This is a genomic window from Oxalobacteraceae bacterium OTU3CAMAD1, from assembly GCA_024123915.1.
GTDB lineage: Bacteria > Pseudomonadota > Gammaproteobacteria > Burkholderiales > Burkholderiaceae_D > Rugamonas.
This window is the reverse complement of the sequence record CP099650.1, coordinates 1590932-1606045: the sequence shown is the minus strand read 5'-3', so window position 1 is coordinate 1606045 and position 15114 is coordinate 1590932. Positions and strand designations below refer to the sequence as shown.

Below are 15114 nucleotides of genomic sequence, written 5' to 3'. Positions count from 1 at the left end.
TATTTTGCGGGGACGCGGAGGCTGCCATGTTGCGGATGATCATGTTGCTGATGGCGACGATTTTTGTCGCCTTGCTGACCGCGTCGCTGTCGCCGCCGGCACTGGCCTTCGAGCGCCCCTTCCCGCCCAACGCGCTGCGCGGCAAGATGACCCCGGGCTATTTTCCCGACCTGAGCATCGACGGCAAGGCGCGCAAGCTGTCGCCTTCCGCGCGCATTTTCAATGAGGAGAACACGATCGACATGCCGAGCTCCCTGCGCGGCAAGGACATCGTGGTCAACTACACCGTCGACGCCATGGGCGATATCGACCGGATCTGGATACTGACCCGCGACGAGGCGGCGCGGAAAGTGCCGACGGCGGCCGAGGCCGCCGCCGCCGCCAAGTCAGGAAGCCGGTAGCCGCCGCTCGCCGGCAAAGCGCAGCAGTTCGTCCGGCGGGATCGGCCGGGAGAAATGATAGCCCTGCAGATAGTGGCACCCCATCTTTTCCAGGATCGCCGCCTGGCCGGCGGTCTCGACGCCCTCGGCCACCAGTTGCAGCCCCAGGCTGTGTCCCATGGCGATGATGGCGTTCACCAGACTGGTGATGCGCTCGCTATGCTCGATATCCATGACGAAGGCGCGGTCGATCTTCAAGGTGTTCAACTGGAAACGGGTCAGGTAGCTGAGCGAGGAATAGCCGGTGCCGAAGTCGTCCAGTGAAATGCTCACGCCCAAGGCGCGCAGCCGCCGCAGCACCGCGCGCACCTGGCCGCCGTCGTCGATCAGCACGCGCTCGGTCAATTCCAGCTCCAGCTGGCGGCCGTCCAGGCCGTTGCTGGCGAGCGCCTGCTCCACCAGGGTCACAAAGGCCGGGTCCGCCAGTTGCCAGGCCGAGACGTTGATGCTGATGGTCACGCCGTCCAGCGGCCCGCCGCGCCATCGCGCCATCTGCCGGCATGCCTCGTCGAGCACCCAGCTGCCGATGGCGACGATCATGCCGCTGTCCTCGGCGACCGGAATGAAGCGGTCCGGCGCTATCCACCCCAGCCCGGCGCTGTGCCAGCGCAGCAGCGCCTCCACCTTGCCCAGCTTGCCGGTCCGGGCGTCGACGATGGCCTGGTACAGCAGATTGAACTCGCCGGCTTCGATGGCGCCGCGCAAGGCGCCGTCGATCACCAGCGCATCCTTGGCGGCGGCGTTCATGGCGTCGTTGAAGAAGCGCAGTTCGCCCCGCCCGGCCTTCTTGGCCTCGTACATGGCGATGTCGGCGTTGCGTATCAGCATATCGCTATCGCTTCCGTGCAACGGATAGCACGCCACGCCGACGCTGGCCGAGACGGCGATCGCGTGGTGGGACAGGTCGAAACGGCTGGCCATGGCGCCGATGACGCGCTCGGCGCACTGCGTGGCCATCAGCGCGGCCGTGCCCGGCGCCAGGTCGGGAATGACGATGATGAACTCGTCGCCGCCGAAACGGGCCAGCACGTCGTTCGGGCGCAGCACGCCATATAGGCGGTGGGCGGTCTGGCGCAGCAGTTCGTCGCCGATGGCGTGCCCGAAGGAGTCGTTGATCCGCTTGAACTTGTCCAGGTCGAGGAACAGCACCGCGCACTCCCGTCCGGCCGCCGCCGCGCGCGCGACCTCCTGCGCCAGCGAAGTCGACAGCGCATGGCGGTTGAAAAAGCCGGTCACCGGGTCGACGCGGGCGGCCTGGTACAACATGTCGTCTTTTTTCTTGCGCTCGCTGATGTCGAGCAGCTGGACCAGGCAATACAGGCGGCCGCGCTCGATGTAGGGCGAACCCATCATCTCGACCGGCAGCCGGGTGCCATTGTGCAATCTAAACGTTGCCGTTTCGGTCATCGGGTACTGGACGCCCTTGGCATCGAAGCGCTGGAAATACTCGTCGGCCATCTCCCGGCTGAGGTCCGGCAGCAGCTGGCACACGTGCTTGCCGATCAGGTCGGATGCGCTGTCGAAGCCCAGAAGGCGGGCGCAGCGTTCATTGGCGACATGGACATAGCCGCCCCGGTCCCGTATCAAAAAACCATGGCTCAGGCTGTCGATGGTGCGCACGTAGCGTTGCTGGATCTCGTCCTGCACCGAATAGATCAGGCCGAGCATCGACAGCGTTTTGAGGATGGAGGTACCGGCGAACCAGAGCAAATACAGTTCCGGTTCCAAGGTGATGGAAGAGATGATATTGAATATGCCGCGGGCGACCAGTGTATATCCCAGCCACCGGTAACGCTTTTGCGCGCGAACCAATCGCACGCCCATCCACAACATGACGACGCCCATCACCGACGCAGTGGCGGGCACCACTATTTCATAGAATAGATTCCACAGCAGATAAAATAAACCGGTTAATACGATAACGGCGGTCGATATCGCGCGCAAATGGCGCCGGTTCAAATGGCCCAGAAAATACTGCGTTCCGCCCCAATAACCGACCAGCCCGAAGGTCAGCATCAATGCGCATACAAACAGGCGGATTTGATGTGGCAGCACATCCTCACCGATAAACCAGGCCATGACACCGGCCATCATCGCCAACTGGCCAGCCCCCCAGAATAAGGCGTGTTTCTCTTTGCGCTGCGTCAACCAGAGAAAGATAAGCAAGCCGCTCAAAATGGCATCCGACGCCAGGGCCGCCGCCATTGTCGATTCGCTCAGGTAATTGCCGGGTTCCATACGTATTTATTCCCACTGATCGGCGCCCGAATATCCTGGCGACTTTCAGCATTGTATGCGAAATGCGGCCAGGGACGTTCTCGATGGAAATAAATTTACAACTAGATTAACTTAACTACCTAAAAATCTAACGATCCAGGCAATTCGATGTGGTTTTCATGCCAAAAATAAGCATGATCCCGCCATTTTTCAGCTTGTCTCCGATTGAACTCTATAGAAACAACGTGACCGCCAATATCCACATCACCACCGCGATCACGCCGTCCAATATCTGCCAGGCGCGCGGACGTGCGAATACCGGTATCAAGAACCGAGCGCCCAAACCCAAACTGCAAAACCATATAACCGACGCCAGCATCGCTCCCAGCGCAAAATAAGTCCGGCCATCGCCTGGTTGCTGGCCACCTATCGATCCGAGCAGCACCACCGTATCGAGATAAACATGCGGATTCAATAAACTGAAGGCCAGCATTGCAGCGATCACCGCGTATCGGCTGGTCGCGGGTTTATCGTTATCGGTTTTCATCGCAACCGGATTCAATGCGGAACGCGCAGCCCTTACCCCGTACCAGAATAAAAAACCGGCGCCGGCTAATTTAATCCAAAACAGCAACGCGGGCGCCTCGACAATCAATTGGCCCATGCCGGCGACGCCGGCGCCGATCAGCATCACATCGCAGATAATGCAAATGGCTATGCACGTCAGTACGTATTCCTTCTTCAAAGCCTGTCGCAACAGATAAGCGTTTTGCGATCCGATGGCGACGATCAATCCCCCGCCCAGCCCCATGCCCTTTAAAAATGCGGTCACTTCCATGCTTCCTCCCCCTGTTCAAGGACGTCAGCTTAGACCGCGCCAAAAGATAAGTATAATTAATATTACTGACCAAATATTAGGAACGCTAATGAGCCGGATCGACTATCGCGGATTGGCGGCGCTCGACGCCGTGATCGACTATGGAAGTTTTGACAAGGCCGCAGCAGCTTTGTCGATCACCCAATCGGCCGTGTCCCAGCGCATCCGCATGCTGGAAAACAGCGCCGGCGAATTGCTGATCGTGCGCAGCCAGCCGCCGGTGGCGACCGAGGCCGGCCAACGGCTGATCGCCCACTACCGCCAAGTGCAACTGCTGGAGGCGGCCCTGACTGAGTTTCCGCACGCAGGCCCCGGCGCTCCGGCCCGGCCGGAGATCGCGATCGCCATCAACGCCGATAGCGCCGCCACCTGGCTGCAGGAAGCGGTGGCTCCGTTGATGAGTACGGGTGATTGCATGTTGCAGATCCGCTTGGACGACCAGGACCACACGATGACGATGCTGCGCGAAGGGCGTGTTTTCGGCTGCGTTACGAGCGAAACCGCACAAGTAGCCGGCACTTCGGCCACGCCGCTGGGAGCGATGCGGTATCTGTGCGTCGGCAGTCCAGCCTTCGCAGCGCGCTGGTTCCCGGACGGATTTACGGCCGAGGCGGTGCGGCACGCGCCAAGTTTGCATTTCGACCGCAAGGACGCGTTGCAAACACGCTTTATCGCGCAGTGCACCGGCTATACGGGGCGGGTGCCGCATCACTCTTTGTCCAGTTCGGAAGGTTTTGTGCGCTTCCTCGAAGCGGGATTCGCTTATGGCATGCTGCCGCTGTTGCAGTGCGAGGCGCAGCTCAAGGCCGGAGCACTGGTGGATTTGGCGCCTGGCCACGTGCTGGACGTGCCGCTGACGTGGCACATCTGGGATATCCAGACGCCATTCACCCGCACGCTGTCGGACAATATCGTCGCGACCGCGCGCAAATGGTTGCTTCAGGGGGCCTAAGCTATGCCCGCCCGCGCGTCCATGGCGTCCAGGTCCTGGCGCGCGCGCGCTTCCCACTCGGCCGGGTCGGGCTGGTGCGGGTGCGTGATGTCCGCCGGCGGCAGCGACTCCAGGGTGCCGGTGCGCTTATAGAGCATCACGTTGGTCCAGGCGACCGTGCCGGCCGGGAAGTAATGCAGCAGTGTGAAAGCGGGATGCTTGAGCGCGTAGGTGGTGGTCGTCACCAGCGCGCCCTCTTGCAGCTCGCGCGCCAGTTTGTCGGCAAGGGCGTCCATCAGCGGACCGAAACAGGTGCTGTACAAGAACACCAGGCTGGCGCCGCGCACGTCCACCTTGAACATGTCGCTTTCGACAAAGGCGATCCGCGATGCGAGGTCGAGCAGGTGGTTGCCGGTGGTCGCCTCGCCGAAAGGCAGGGTCAACGGGGCGTCGGGAGTGAGCGGCGCCGGCAGGTGCGCCACGCCGCGCTCGGCCAGCACCAGCAGATTGTGCAGGCGCTGCTGGGCCATCCGATGGCGGTAGCCCATGCATTCGACACCGATGCAGCGCTGGAAGGGAAACGCCAGCGCCGCCGACATCACCACTTTGCCCAGGCCGCTACCGAGATCGACCATGACGCCGCCGGGGCGTATCGACGGCGCGATCGCGTCGAACAGGTTATCGAGCTCGTAACGGGCGAATTCGCCGTAGATCAGGCCGCCGTCTTCGATCAGCCAGGCGCGGATTTCGTCGTCGCTGATCTGTTGCAGATCGCGGAAGCCGGGCGGCGCCGGTTGTTTGGGCAGCATGCCGTGCGGCTGTATGCTCGCCGGCAAAGTGCCGATCATCACGCCCAGATGGGGGCGCAGGCGCTTCAGCAGGTAATCGCGGCGTGATTTATCTTCCAGGCAGGCGCGCAGCGCGTAACCGACCTCGATAAAACCGAGAAAGCGGGAATCGGGCACCAGGTCCAGCAGCGGCCGCACATGCTTTTCACCGCCTTGTATGCTTTGAAACAGCGCTTCAAAGATATCGGCGGGTTGCTTGAAGCTGGCGACCGGTGTGACCGGCCCGTCTTCAGTGCGAAAAACTGGCGGCATCGTGTGACTGTTCATCGGCGGCTTCAGGTGGGTGAATCTCATCAGTATTCTAGAACAGATCGATCCCGCGTGTGGTCACTATCTCAACAGTTTCAGCTTAACCATTGAAATGAAAACGGTATCAGCCGCGCAAACCGACCAACAACTTCGCCACATCCTCGTGCGCGGCCTGCCAGCCGGACGTGGCCAGGGCCGGCGCGCAGACCGGGCACACCTCGAACGGATTGCAGTCGTGCGGCAATTCCTGATACAGCTTGCCGATCACCGATTTGCCGACATAGGAGTCCACCGAGGCCGGCTTGGCCTTGGGGGCCGCGGCGGCCTTGGCCGGCACGAAGTCGGCGCCGCCCGGCGGCAGCCAGCGTTCGAACGCCTCGGTCGGCTTACCGTCCGGCACGTACCAGGATTTGCGTTCGCCGTTCCAACGCGCGCCCAGCGCCTTGGCCTCGTCTTTTTCCGCAAACGGAACTTTAAGAAACATCATCTTCGCTACTCCGCTATGGGGAAGGCGCCATTTTACCGCCTGCCCCGCGCGCCATGTTGACCGCACGGCACAACGGCGCTATAGTCTCTCGAAGTACTTGCCAAAGGCAACCAAATCAACCGAACGGAGTGGTATGGATCAGCACATGCAGCAACAGGCCGAGGTGGTAAGGCAATTCAATCGGTTTTACACGGTGCATCTGGGATTGCTGCGCGGGCGCTACCTCGACACCGACTACTCGCTCAGCGAAAGCCGGATGATGTACGAACTGTCGCAAAGTCCGGGCTGCACCGCCAACCATCTGCGCACCAAGCTCGGCCTGGACGCCGGCTACATGAGCCGCATGGTGCGCTCGCTGACCGAACGCGGACTGGTCGAGGGGGTGCGGTCGGCGCAGGACAAGCGCGCTACCTTGCTGAGCCTGACCGCCAACGGCCAGGCCGTGATCGCCGACATCAATCACCGCGTCTCGTCGGAAACGGTGCGCATGCTGGACCAGCTGGGCGAGGCGCAGCGCGCCGAGTTGCTGGCGGCGATGAGCAAGGTGCGGGAAATCCTGTCGCCGCCGGCCACGCACCTTGTGCGCGCCACGGCCGCGCAACTGAACGACGCACGCCACTTGTTGTACGAATACTTCGACGTCATCGGCGTGGTGCTGCGCGACGACGACGACGCCATCCGCGCCTTCCTCGACGACGCTAATTCGGCGATGTGGATCGCGTATGTCGACGGCGCCCCGGCAGGCTGCGTGGCGATGCGGCCGCTTGCCGATATCGCCGGTGGCGGCGCGGTCGAATGCAAACGCCTCTATGTTTCCGACCGCTACCGCCGGCGCGGCCTGTCTCAGGCGCTGATGCGTGCGCTGGAAGACCACGCCGCGCAAGCCGGCCACACCGCCGTGTATCTCGACACCAAGGACGACCTGCACGCGGCGATCAGGCTGTACGACCAGCTGGGCTATGAACGCTGCGAACGCTACAACGACAATCCGCAGGCGACCATCTTCATGCGCAAGCCGCTGCGTTGAACATCGGCCGGCTTTACTTGGCGACGGCGCGCGCGAGGTAATCGCCGACGTACGGCATGGCGGACACCTTTTTAATGATGTCCGCGCGCACGCCCGCCATATGGGCTTGCAAAGCATCCCTGTCGATGGCGGCAACAAACGGATCGTCGGCCTTCGGCACCACGCCCAGTCCCAGCAACATCGAGATGAACGACGGATCGCCGAAACCGTCGTGATCGTAGATGACCACCCTGCCGGTTTCGCGAAACAGCTCGATCTGGTGCCGCACGCTGTCCGGGATCGGCATGTTGGCGCAGTAACGCCAGAACTCGGTATCGGTGCGCTGGGTCAGCTTGTAATGCATGATGATGAAGTCGCGTACGGACTCGTAGCGATACGCCATGTAGCGGTTGAACTCGGCGGTAGATTCGGGCAGGAAATCGCGATCGGGGAAACACTCGATCAGCTTGCCCACCGCGTTCTCGATCAGGTTGATGCTGGTCGATTCCAGCGGCTCGATGAAGCCGGCCGCCAGGCCGAGGGCCACGCAGTTTTTGATCCACGATTTGCGGCGCCGCCCGGTGACGAAACGCAGTTGCCGTGGCTCGTCGAGCGGCGCGCCGTCGAGGCCGTCGATCAGCACGCGGGCCGCCTCCTCGTCCGTGGTGAACGCGTTACTGTAGACGTGGCCGTTGCCGGTGCGGTGCTGCAACGGAATGCGCCACTGCCAGCCGGCGGCCTTGGCGGTGGCGGTGGTGAACGGTTCCAGCTTCTCGGCCTTGGCGCACAGCATCGCCAGCGCACTGTTGCACGGCAGCTGGTCGCTCCAGTCGTCATAGCCGGCCTTGAGCGCGCCCTCGATCAGCAAGCCGCGGAAGCCCGAGCAATCGATGAAGAAATCACCATCGATGCGGCGGCCGTCCTTCAACTTCACGGCGGCGATAAAACCGTCCTCGGGGCGCAGCTCGACGTCGTTGATGGTGGCCTCGATGCGCGTCACGCCGCGCTCGATGGCGTACTCGCGCAGATGGATCGCGTACAGGGCGGCGTCGAAGTGGAAGCCGTAGGAATACGGATCGTCGGGATTGGCCGGCGCGAAGCGGTGGTTGCGCGACATCACCGTCGAGATCGACCAGTTCTCATACGATGGAATGTTCTTGTCGACGCGCGCCAGATGCAGCCAGTGCATGTGCGGCGAACGGCCCCCTATCTTCGGCCCGAAGTCGCCGAAGCCGTGGAAGAAACGGTTGCCGATATAGCCCCAATCCTTGAATTCGATCCCCAGCTTGAACGAGGCCTGGGTTTTGCGGAGGAATTCGGCGTGGTCCAGGCCCAGCGCGGCGTTGAAATAGCGGATGGTCGGCAGGGTCGCCTCGCCGACGCCGACGGTGGCGATGTCGGGCGACTCGATCAGCACGATCTCGCAATCCTTGCCCAGCCGCTGGGCAAGGGGCGCGGCCGCCATCCAACCGGCGGTGCCGCCGCCAACAATCACTATCTTCTTCAACCTTCTGTCCGTCATATCGTCTCCTGGGTCTGGACAGTCGTACGCTGTCTCTCAGGAAAGTATAACAACGACTTCGTCGACAATAGCCGGACTGGGCAAAATCAGCGGGGCAAAACGTCAAAATCGTAATCGCCGGCACAACAAGTTGGCGCGGGATGCAAGCGACTGTGAGAAAATGGCGCCCAATAATTGACGATTCGACTAGCGCCCATCATGCCCACGATAGAACCCCTGACACTGACTTTGGCGGAACTGGCTGCCCGCTGGAATATGACGGCAAAACAAGTTCTGGAATACGGCCCGGCAAACGGATTGCCGATGTACTTTTACTTCGACGGCCTGGTATTCAACTTCGGCGACAAATGGCACCGCGCCAACGGCGACGCCAGCATCGCCCAAGACCTGGACTCGCACCAGAGCCGCGCCGCCGCCATCGAGATCGACCTGCAACGGCAGACCTTGCACAAACGCGGCCTGCTGAAACTGACCCAGTGGGAAGAAGCGCTCAGCGATGACGAGCTCAGCCATCAACAGGCGGAGTCCGACCGCCTGACGGAAGAGATCGTCCGGCTGACGGCGATGCTCAAGCAACGCGGCGAGGACCGCCAGAATCATGTGCGCAACGGCCTGCTGCGCGCCGCGCCGAGGACCTTGCACGAAATCGCCGAGCACGGCAAAACGAGGTTCCCGCAATTCGCCTTCATGCCGCACACCCCGCCGGGCGGCGAGGTGGAGGAAAAGGTCACCGCCGGCGCCGTGATCGCGATGGAGGACGGCTTCCCGCTGAAGGAACTGCTGACCGAGGACGACCTCGTGATCTCGATGCTGGACATCAAGATCGCCGAGGAAGCCCGCAAAGCCGAAGGTTAAATTACAGCACGATCCGCTTCTGCTCGCGGGCGGACTTGTAAATCGCCTCGATGATGCGCATGTCGCGCAGCCCTTCCTCGCCGGGAACGATAGGCTCGCGGTTGTCGATCACGCAGGTCGACATATGGTCGAGCTGGCCCGCAAACTGGGTCTTGCCCGGCCCCGGCGGCGGCGTGATCTCGTTGCTGCGCCCGTTCCCGACCCATAAACGATGTCCGTTATAAGGGGTTCCCGGCTCCAGCTCGATACGGCCCTTCTCGCCCATCAGCAAGATATGGTTTTGATTCGCGCTGTACATCGACATGCACGAACCGATCACGCCGGACGGAAACTCCAACTGGAACTCGATCATGTCCTCGACCTCGCGGAAGCGTGGATCGGAGCGATCCGTGGTTTCCTTGGCGTACACGGCGATCGGCTCCTCGCCCGTCATATAGCGCGCCGCCTGCAGCGCATAGATACCGATATCCATCAGCGAACCGCCGCCCGACATCGCCTTCTTCAAGCGCCACGACGAGGTGCCGCCCTGCATGAAACCGTGCTCGGAACGGAAATAACGCAGCTTGCCGATCTCGCCGGCGCGGGCGCGGCGGATCGCCTCCAGGTTATGCGGCTCGAAGTGGCTGCGGTAGCCGATCATCAATTTCTTGCCCGCTTTTTTGCACGCCGCGATCATCTCCTCGCACTCGGCGGCGGACAAGGCCATCGGCTTCTCGCACAGGATGTGTTTGCCGGCGGCGGCGCCACGGACCGTGTATTCCTTGTGCATGAAAACAGGCAGGCAGATGTAGATGACATCGACCTCGGGATTGTCCTTGAGCTTGTCGTAGCTCTTGTAATCGTAGATGCCGGACTCCGGCACGCCGTACTCGGCCGCTACGCGCTTGGCCTTGGCAGCATCGCCGCTGACCAGCGCGACCAGCTTGCTGTGCTGGCAGTTTTTGAACTGCGGAATGATGACGCCAAGGCCGTAACCACCCAGGCCGACTATCGCATAACCGACTTTACGTTCGGGCGTCGCTGCCCACACCGGAGCGCCGACCGCTGTCGCCGCCAAGGCGCCGCCAGCGGCAAGAACAAGACTACGCCGATCCAGATCTATCATCCCGTTTCTCCTCATTGAGCGTTAATTGGCGTTTGTTTTGAACGGCAATTTTAGTATAGAAGCAACGCGCGCGATTGGATGGGCGCGCAAAAATTCCGGTTGGTCCGGCGTGGTTCTCAGCGCGCGGATGCCAGCAGCGAAACGAACATCGACCCCGAAAATGCCAGCAGCACGCCTGCCGCGATGCGATGCACCAGCGGCTGGCGCGGCGTCGCGCTCGGGTAGGCCAGCACGGCCGAGCCCATCGCGATCCACAGCGCGGCGATTGGCAGCAACAGGCTACTGAACAGCAAGTAAGCCTGCGACAGCGCGGCGACGCCATCGGCCAGCGGAGGGAACACCACGGTGGCGAAGAAGAACGCCTTCGGATTCAGCAAGGTCACGAAGAACAACTCACGCGGACCGATGGCCGCGCTGCCGGCGGCGCCGGCCTGGGGCGCGGTGCGCCACAATTTGATGGCCGAGTACGCGATGTAGGTCGCCGCGCAGGCACGCGCCACAGTCGGCGCCCAGGGCGCGACGGCGGCGGCCAGCGCCAGGAAGGCGCACCAGATGCTGATGGCGATCATGTATCCGCCCCACTCCGCAGCGATCAGACGCAGCGAACGGCGGAATCCATCGCGGCTTCCCGCCAGGAACAGCAGCGTGTTGGTGGGGCCTGGCGTCAGCAACACAGCGGCGATGGTCAGCGCCATCAAGGTGGTGCCGTGCGGAGCCAGTTGCGACAGGGAAGGCAAATTCATTCGGTTATCCTTTTTGTGGAAGCGCTTGCGGCGGTAATTTTGGCATGTATGCAACTGGATGCCCAGCAAAATATGCGCTGGATGAATTGCCGCTGGAATGAGCGTATATTGACAGCTCACGAATCAGGTCATCGCAAAGGATATGTCATTCATGAGTAAGTTCATCCGCAACGTCGGAATGGTTGCCGTGTTTCTGCTGGCCAGCGCCAGCGCCTCGGCGGCGGCGACGGTCACCTATATCAATCCCGAAAAAATGACCGATGTGCCGCGCTTTGCTTCGGACCGCGAATCGATGGAAATGATTTTCCGTGAGCACTTGAATCTGCTGGCGTCGAAGCTGCCGGCGGGACAGGAGTTGAAGGTCGAATTTATCGATATCGATTTGGCCGGCGATGTGTTTCCGAGGGTGCCGGTGCGGGATGTCCGCGTGATGAAGGGCCAGGCGGACTGGCCCAGGATGCACCTGCGCTACAGCATCGAGCAGGACGGCAAAGTGCTGCGCAGCGGCGACCGCGAATTGTCCGATCCGAACTATCTGATGGGTTCGCGCAGCTATAACCAGGACCTGTACGGGCACGACAAACAAATGCTCGATGACTGGTTCAGGAAAGAGGTCATGCCGGCACATTAAGGCGCCGCACCCGGCTGCGGATGGCTAAATGTTGATATATGAAAAAGCCCGCTGGAGCGGGCTGGTTTCTTACGTAAGTCCAAACTTCTTCAATAGGCCAGGCAGCATCTGCGCCAGTATTACGGCGGTTACAACCCACAAAATAATGGTTGCCTTGGCCTCGGCGAGGTCCGACTTGGTCGGAAGTGGCCTTGAGGATTCCCAGATCCAACTCGATCGCGGCAAGCCTGCGTTCAAGTTTTTCGATACGCTTTTCCATCTGCCCATCATCCGCGCTGTCTGATGCCCTGTCAACGTACTGGCGTTTCTGCCATGACGTCAGTTCCAACTTCAGATTTTATGGGTACCACCCGCCCCGCCGAGGCTTCGCAGACCCAAATAAAAAAGGGTTAGCGCGATCGCCAACCCTTTGTGTCCCTGCCTTATGTCACTACCGAATTTGGTGGGCCTCCCGTGAGTCGAACACGGCACCAACGGATTATGAGTCCGCTGCTCTAACCAAGCATGAGCTAGAGGCCCAGGGTATTACTGATGCGCTGGGAACCGGCTAGCCCCTCTGACGCGCGCTCGCTTTTAAAACGAACTCGCGAGCATAAGGGCTAGCACCGGCGCTAGTCAAGCCTTAGTTGCCTTCTAAGAAGCTTTTCAGCTTGTCGGAACGGCTAGGATGACGCAGCTTGCGCAGGGCCTTTGCTTCGATCTGACGGATGCGCTCGCGGGTGACGTCGAACTGCTTGCCGACCTCTTCCAGCGTGTGGTCGGTCGACATTTCGATGCCGAAGCGCATGCGCAGCACCTTGGCTTCGCGTGGCGTCAGCGAGTCGAGCACATCCTTGACGACGCCGCGCATCGAGGCGTGCAGCGCCGCGTCGGACGGCGCCAGCGTGTTGTTGTCCTCGATGAAGTCGCCCAGATGCGAATCGTCGTCGTCGCCGATCGGCGTCTCCATCGAAATCGGTTCCTTGGCGATCTTCATGATCTTGCGGATCTTGTCTTCCGGCATTTCCATCTTGATGGCCAACGTCGCCGGATCGGGCTCGGCGCCGGTTTCCTGCAGAATCTGGCGGGAAATGCGGTTCATCTTGTTGATGGTTTCGATCATGTGCACCGGAATACGGATGGTGCGCGCCTGGTCGGCGATCGAACGGGTAATGGCCTGACGGATCCACCACGTCGCATAGGTCGAGAACTTATAGCCGCGACGGTATTCGAACTTGTCGACCGCCTTCATCAGGCCGATATTGCCTTCCTGGATCAGGTCGAGGAATTGCAGGCCGCGGTTGGTGTACTTCTTGGCGATCGAGATCACCAGACGCAAGTTGGCCTCGGTCATTTCGCGCTTGGCCTTGCGCGCCTTCATTTCACCGGCCGCCATCTGGCGGTTGATGTTGCGCAGGTCCGGCAGCGGCAGCACGACGCGCGCTTGCAGGTCGATCAGGCGTTGCTGCAGTTCCTTGATCGTCGGAATATTGCGTCCGAGGATGGCGCTGTAGGCGTGGCCGGCGTTGACTTCGCCGTCGACCCAGTCCAGATTGGTTTCATTGCCCGGGAAGACCTTGATGAAGTGGGCGCGCGGCATGCCGCACTTGTTGACGGCGACGTCGAGGATCTGCTTCTCGATGTGGCGCACTTCGTCGACCTGGCCGCGCAAGGTGTCGCACAGCTTTTCGACGACCTTGGCGGTGAAGCGGATGCCCAGCAGCTCGAACGAGATCGCTTCCTGGGCCTTGATGTAGGCCTTGGAGTTGTAGCCTTCCTTCTCGAAGGCGCGGCGCATCTTGTCGAATTGGGTGGAGATGACGTCGAACTTGTCGAGCGCGGCGTTCTTCAGCGCTTCGAGCTGTTCGGCAGAGAAACCGGCGGCACCGGAGGCGCTCGCTTCTTCCTCTTCCTCTTCTTCCTCTTCTTCCTCTTCCTCTTCCTCGTCTTCCTCTTCGGCCGGCGCGGCCACGACCGGCGCGGCGGCGACCTCGTCGCTGTCATCGACCAGGCCGTCGACGATCTCGTCGATCTTGATCTCGTCGGCGCGGATGCGGTCGGAGGCGGCGATGATCTCGGCGATCGTCACCGGACAGGCGGAGATGGCCTGGATCATGTCCTTGAGGCCGTCTTCGATGCGCTTGGCGATTTCGATCTCGCCCTCGCGCGTCAGCAGCTCGACCGAGCCCATCTCGCGCATGTACATGCGGACCGGGTCGGTGGTGCGGCCGAAGTCGGAGTCGACGGTCGACAGTGCGGCCTCGGCGGCGGCCTCGGCTTCGTCGTCGCTGGTGACGGTGGCCACGTTGTCCGACAGCAGCAGGGTCTCGGCGTCCGGCGCGTGCTCGTAGACGGCGATGCCCATGTCGTTGAAGGTGCCGATAATGCCCTCGATCGCTTCCGGATCGACGATATTCTCTGGCAGGTGGTCATTGATCTCGGCGTACGTGAGGAAGCCGCGTTCCTTGCCGAATTTGATCAGGGTCTTGAGTTTCTGGCGGCGGCGTTCGAGCTCTTCCTCGGTCGCTTCGGTGTCCGACGAGAAGGCGTCCTTGAGCAGCGCCTTCTCCTTGGCCTTGCGGTCCTTGGCCTTGGCCTTGTCCACGGCCTTGAGCTCGGCGCGTTCGACCGCGTTCAGCGCGGCGACTTCGTCGTTTTCTGGCTGGAATTCTTTCGGCTTGCGCCCGCGCCGGCCCGGCACTTTGACCGATGGCAGCACGTAGCCCGAGGTATCGATGGCCGCGAGGGTGGCGGCGTCCGTGGTCTGGCTGACCACGGGCGGATTGCCGCTGGCGACGCGCGTTTCCGACTTGTCCGCGGTTTTGGCGGATTGAGCGGTCACTTTGCTCGGCTTTGCAGCCGCTTTGGATTCAGGTTTCTTGATTGGCACAGGCGCTTTCGATTACACAACGACTTGCTTATTTAGGATAAAGTTTCTTGCGGTTCAATTTTCTTGGAACCTACGTCTTCGAACTTGCCGAGCAGTTCGACAATACTACGACTTACTTACACCCGGTCAGACCGATCGACGTCAACAGAACTCCACCGCTGTCGGCAAAATTCTACTGCATCCGGACACGTGCGTGGGGGCAAGAAACCATGACTAGGTTAGACAGCAAACAGAAGGTCCGCTGATAGCGTCCCACTAAAGGTTCGCCGACTAAACCAAAGCTGGCCCTGGCCGCCGACACTGCGTCTTTCCATGTCGATCAAGAGCCTAACTT

General features: G+C 61.3%; 14 protein-coding genes and 1 tRNA gene. 5 read left to right on the top strand and 10 right to left on the bottom strand.

The annotated features are described in order from the left end of the window. Positions 1 to 26 precede the first annotated feature (26 nt). Positions 27 to 401: a hypothetical protein gene (locus NHH88_06840; protein ID USX15493.1), complete on the top strand. Its 375-nt coding sequence runs from the start codon at positions 27 to 29 to the stop codon at positions 399 to 401. On the opposite strand, the gene NHH88_06835 is transcribed toward NHH88_06840, so the two are convergent. Next, on the bottom strand, positions 387 to 2678 hold the full coding sequence (locus tag NHH88_06835; protein USX15492.1) for an EAL domain-containing protein: 2292 nt from the start codon (positions 2676 to 2678) through the stop codon (positions 387 to 389). The genes NHH88_06840 and NHH88_06835 overlap by 15 nt on opposite strands. 211 nt (positions 2679 to 2889) lie before the next feature. After that, positions 2890 to 3495: a LysE/ArgO family amino acid transporter gene (locus tag NHH88_06830; GenBank protein USX15491.1), complete on the bottom strand. Its 606-nt coding sequence runs from the start codon at positions 3493 to 3495 to the stop codon at positions 2890 to 2892. An 88-nt stretch (positions 3496 to 3583) separates the two neighbouring features. Here NHH88_06830 and NHH88_06825 point away from each other — a divergent pair, with 88 nt between their 5' ends. Continuing rightward, complete coding sequence (locus NHH88_06825; protein USX15490.1) at positions 3584 to 4486, top strand: LysR family transcriptional regulator ArgP; 903 nt, start codon at positions 3584 to 3586, stop codon at positions 4484 to 4486. Here the strand turns inward: NHH88_06825 and NHH88_06820 are convergent. Next, positions 4483 to 5607 carry a histone methylation protein DOT1-like protein gene (locus tag NHH88_06820; GenBank protein USX15489.1) on the bottom strand — a complete coding sequence of 375 codons (1125 nt, stop codon included), beginning with the start codon at positions 5605 to 5607 and terminating at the stop codon, positions 4483 to 4485. The genes NHH88_06825 and NHH88_06820 overlap by 4 nt on opposite strands. Before the next feature lie 79 nt (positions 5608 to 5686). Then, positions 5687 to 6049 carry a DUF5710 domain-containing protein gene (locus NHH88_06815; protein USX15488.1) on the bottom strand — a complete coding sequence of 121 codons (363 nt, stop codon included), beginning with the start codon at positions 6047 to 6049 and terminating at the stop codon, positions 5687 to 5689. Between the two features lie 133 nt (positions 6050 to 6182). Here NHH88_06815 and NHH88_06810 point away from each other — a divergent pair, with 133 nt between their 5' ends. Beyond that, on the top strand, positions 6183 to 7076 hold the full coding sequence (locus tag NHH88_06810) for a helix-turn-helix domain-containing GNAT family N-acetyltransferase (GenBank protein ID USX15487.1): 894 nt from the start codon (positions 6183 to 6185) through the stop codon (positions 7074 to 7076). A 13-nt stretch (positions 7077 to 7089) separates the two neighbouring features. Here the strand turns inward: NHH88_06810 and NHH88_06805 are convergent, their stop codons facing one another. Beyond that, positions 7090 to 8577, bottom strand: a complete 1488-nt coding sequence (locus NHH88_06805; protein USX15486.1) for a tryptophan 7-halogenase — start codon at positions 8575 to 8577, stop codon at positions 7090 to 7092. A 198-nt stretch (positions 8578 to 8775) separates the two neighbouring features. Here NHH88_06805 and NHH88_06800 point away from each other — a divergent pair, with 198 nt between their 5' ends. Continuing rightward, the gene (locus tag NHH88_06800) at positions 8776 to 9432 is read left to right on the top strand and encodes a hypothetical protein (GenBank protein ID USX15485.1); all 657 of its coding nucleotides are present in this window, start codon (positions 8776 to 8778) and stop codon (positions 9430 to 9432) included. Between the two features lies 1 nt (position 9433). Here the strand turns inward: NHH88_06800 and NHH88_06795 are convergent, their stop codons facing one another. Further along, on the bottom strand, positions 9434 to 10537 hold the full coding sequence (locus NHH88_06795; GenBank protein ID USX15484.1) for a Gfo/Idh/MocA family oxidoreductase: 1104 nt from the start codon (positions 10535 to 10537) through the stop codon (positions 9434 to 9436). Between the two features lie 116 nt (positions 10538 to 10653). Beyond that, positions 10654 to 11280 carry a LysE family transporter gene (locus tag NHH88_06790; protein USX15483.1) on the bottom strand — a complete coding sequence of 209 codons (627 nt, stop codon included), beginning with the start codon at positions 11278 to 11280 and terminating at the stop codon, positions 10654 to 10656. Between the two features lie 151 nt (positions 11281 to 11431). Here NHH88_06790 and NHH88_06785 point away from each other — a divergent pair, with 151 nt between their 5' ends. Next, a complete protein-coding gene (locus tag NHH88_06785) occupies positions 11432 to 11911 on the top strand; it encodes a DUF3016 domain-containing protein (GenBank protein USX15482.1) in 480 nt (159 codons plus the stop codon). Here the strand turns inward: NHH88_06785 and NHH88_06780 are convergent. The 3 genes from NHH88_06780 to rpoD form a co-directional block, all read right to left on the bottom strand. Further along, positions 11895 to 12170 (bottom strand): hypothetical protein, encoded by a 276-nt coding sequence (locus NHH88_06780; protein USX15481.1) that lies wholly within the window; start codon positions 12168 to 12170, stop codon positions 11895 to 11897. The genes NHH88_06785 and NHH88_06780 overlap by 17 nt on opposite strands. A 181-nt stretch (positions 12171 to 12351) precedes the next feature. Beyond that, positions 12352 to 12430, bottom strand: a tRNA-Ile gene (locus NHH88_06775). A 103-nt stretch (positions 12431 to 12533) separates the two neighbouring features. Further along, the gene (rpoD, locus tag NHH88_06770; GenBank protein ID USX15480.1) at positions 12534 to 14732 is read right to left on the bottom strand and encodes an RNA polymerase sigma factor RpoD; all 2199 of its coding nucleotides are present in this window, start codon (positions 14730 to 14732) and stop codon (positions 12534 to 12536) included. Positions 14733 to 15114: the final 382 nt, after the last annotated feature.

What these genes read in the sequence shown, in the direction of transcription:
- NHH88_06820 (USX15489.1), bottom strand. Translation starts at nt 5,607, where the DNA reads ATGAGATTCACCCACCTGAAGCCGCCGATGAACAGTCACACGATGCCG.
- NHH88_06790 (USX15483.1), bottom strand. Translation starts at nt 11,280, where the DNA reads ATGAATTTGCCTTCCCTGTCGCAACTGGCTCCGCACGGCACCACCTTG.
- NHH88_06785 (USX15482.1), top strand. Translation starts at nt 11,432, where the DNA reads ATGAGTAAGTTCATCCGCAACGTCGGAATGGTTGCCGTGTTTCTGCTG.
- NHH88_06815 (USX15488.1), bottom strand. Translation starts at nt 6,049, where the DNA reads ATGATGTTTCTTAAAGTTCCGTTTGCGGAAAAAGACGAGGCCAAGGCG.
- NHH88_06840 (USX15493.1), top strand. Translation starts at nt 27, where the DNA reads ATGTTGCGGATGATCATGTTGCTGATGGCGACGATTTTTGTCGCCTTG.
- NHH88_06800 (USX15485.1), top strand. Translation starts at nt 8,776, where the DNA reads ATGCCCACGATAGAACCCCTGACACTGACTTTGGCGGAACTGGCTGCC.
- NHH88_06830 (USX15491.1), bottom strand. Translation starts at nt 3,495, where the DNA reads ATGGAAGTGACCGCATTTTTAAAGGGCATGGGGCTGGGCGGGGGATTG.
- NHH88_06805 (USX15486.1), bottom strand. Translation starts at nt 8,577, where the DNA reads ATGACGGACAGAAGGTTGAAGAAGATAGTGATTGTTGGCGGCGGCACC.
- NHH88_06825 (USX15490.1), top strand. Translation starts at nt 3,584, where the DNA reads ATGAGCCGGATCGACTATCGCGGATTGGCGGCGCTCGACGCCGTGATC.
- NHH88_06835 (USX15492.1), bottom strand. Translation starts at nt 2,678, where the DNA reads ATGGAACCCGGCAATTACCTGAGCGAATCGACAATGGCGGCGGCCCTG.
- NHH88_06795 (USX15484.1), bottom strand. Translation starts at nt 10,537, where the DNA reads ATGATAGATCTGGATCGGCGTAGTCTTGTTCTTGCCGCTGGCGGCGCC.
- NHH88_06810 (USX15487.1), top strand. Translation starts at nt 6,183, where the DNA reads ATGGATCAGCACATGCAGCAACAGGCCGAGGTGGTAAGGCAATTCAAT.
- NHH88_06780 (USX15481.1), bottom strand. Translation starts at nt 12,170, where the DNA reads ATGGAAAAGCGTATCGAAAAACTTGAACGCAGGCTTGCCGCGATCGAG.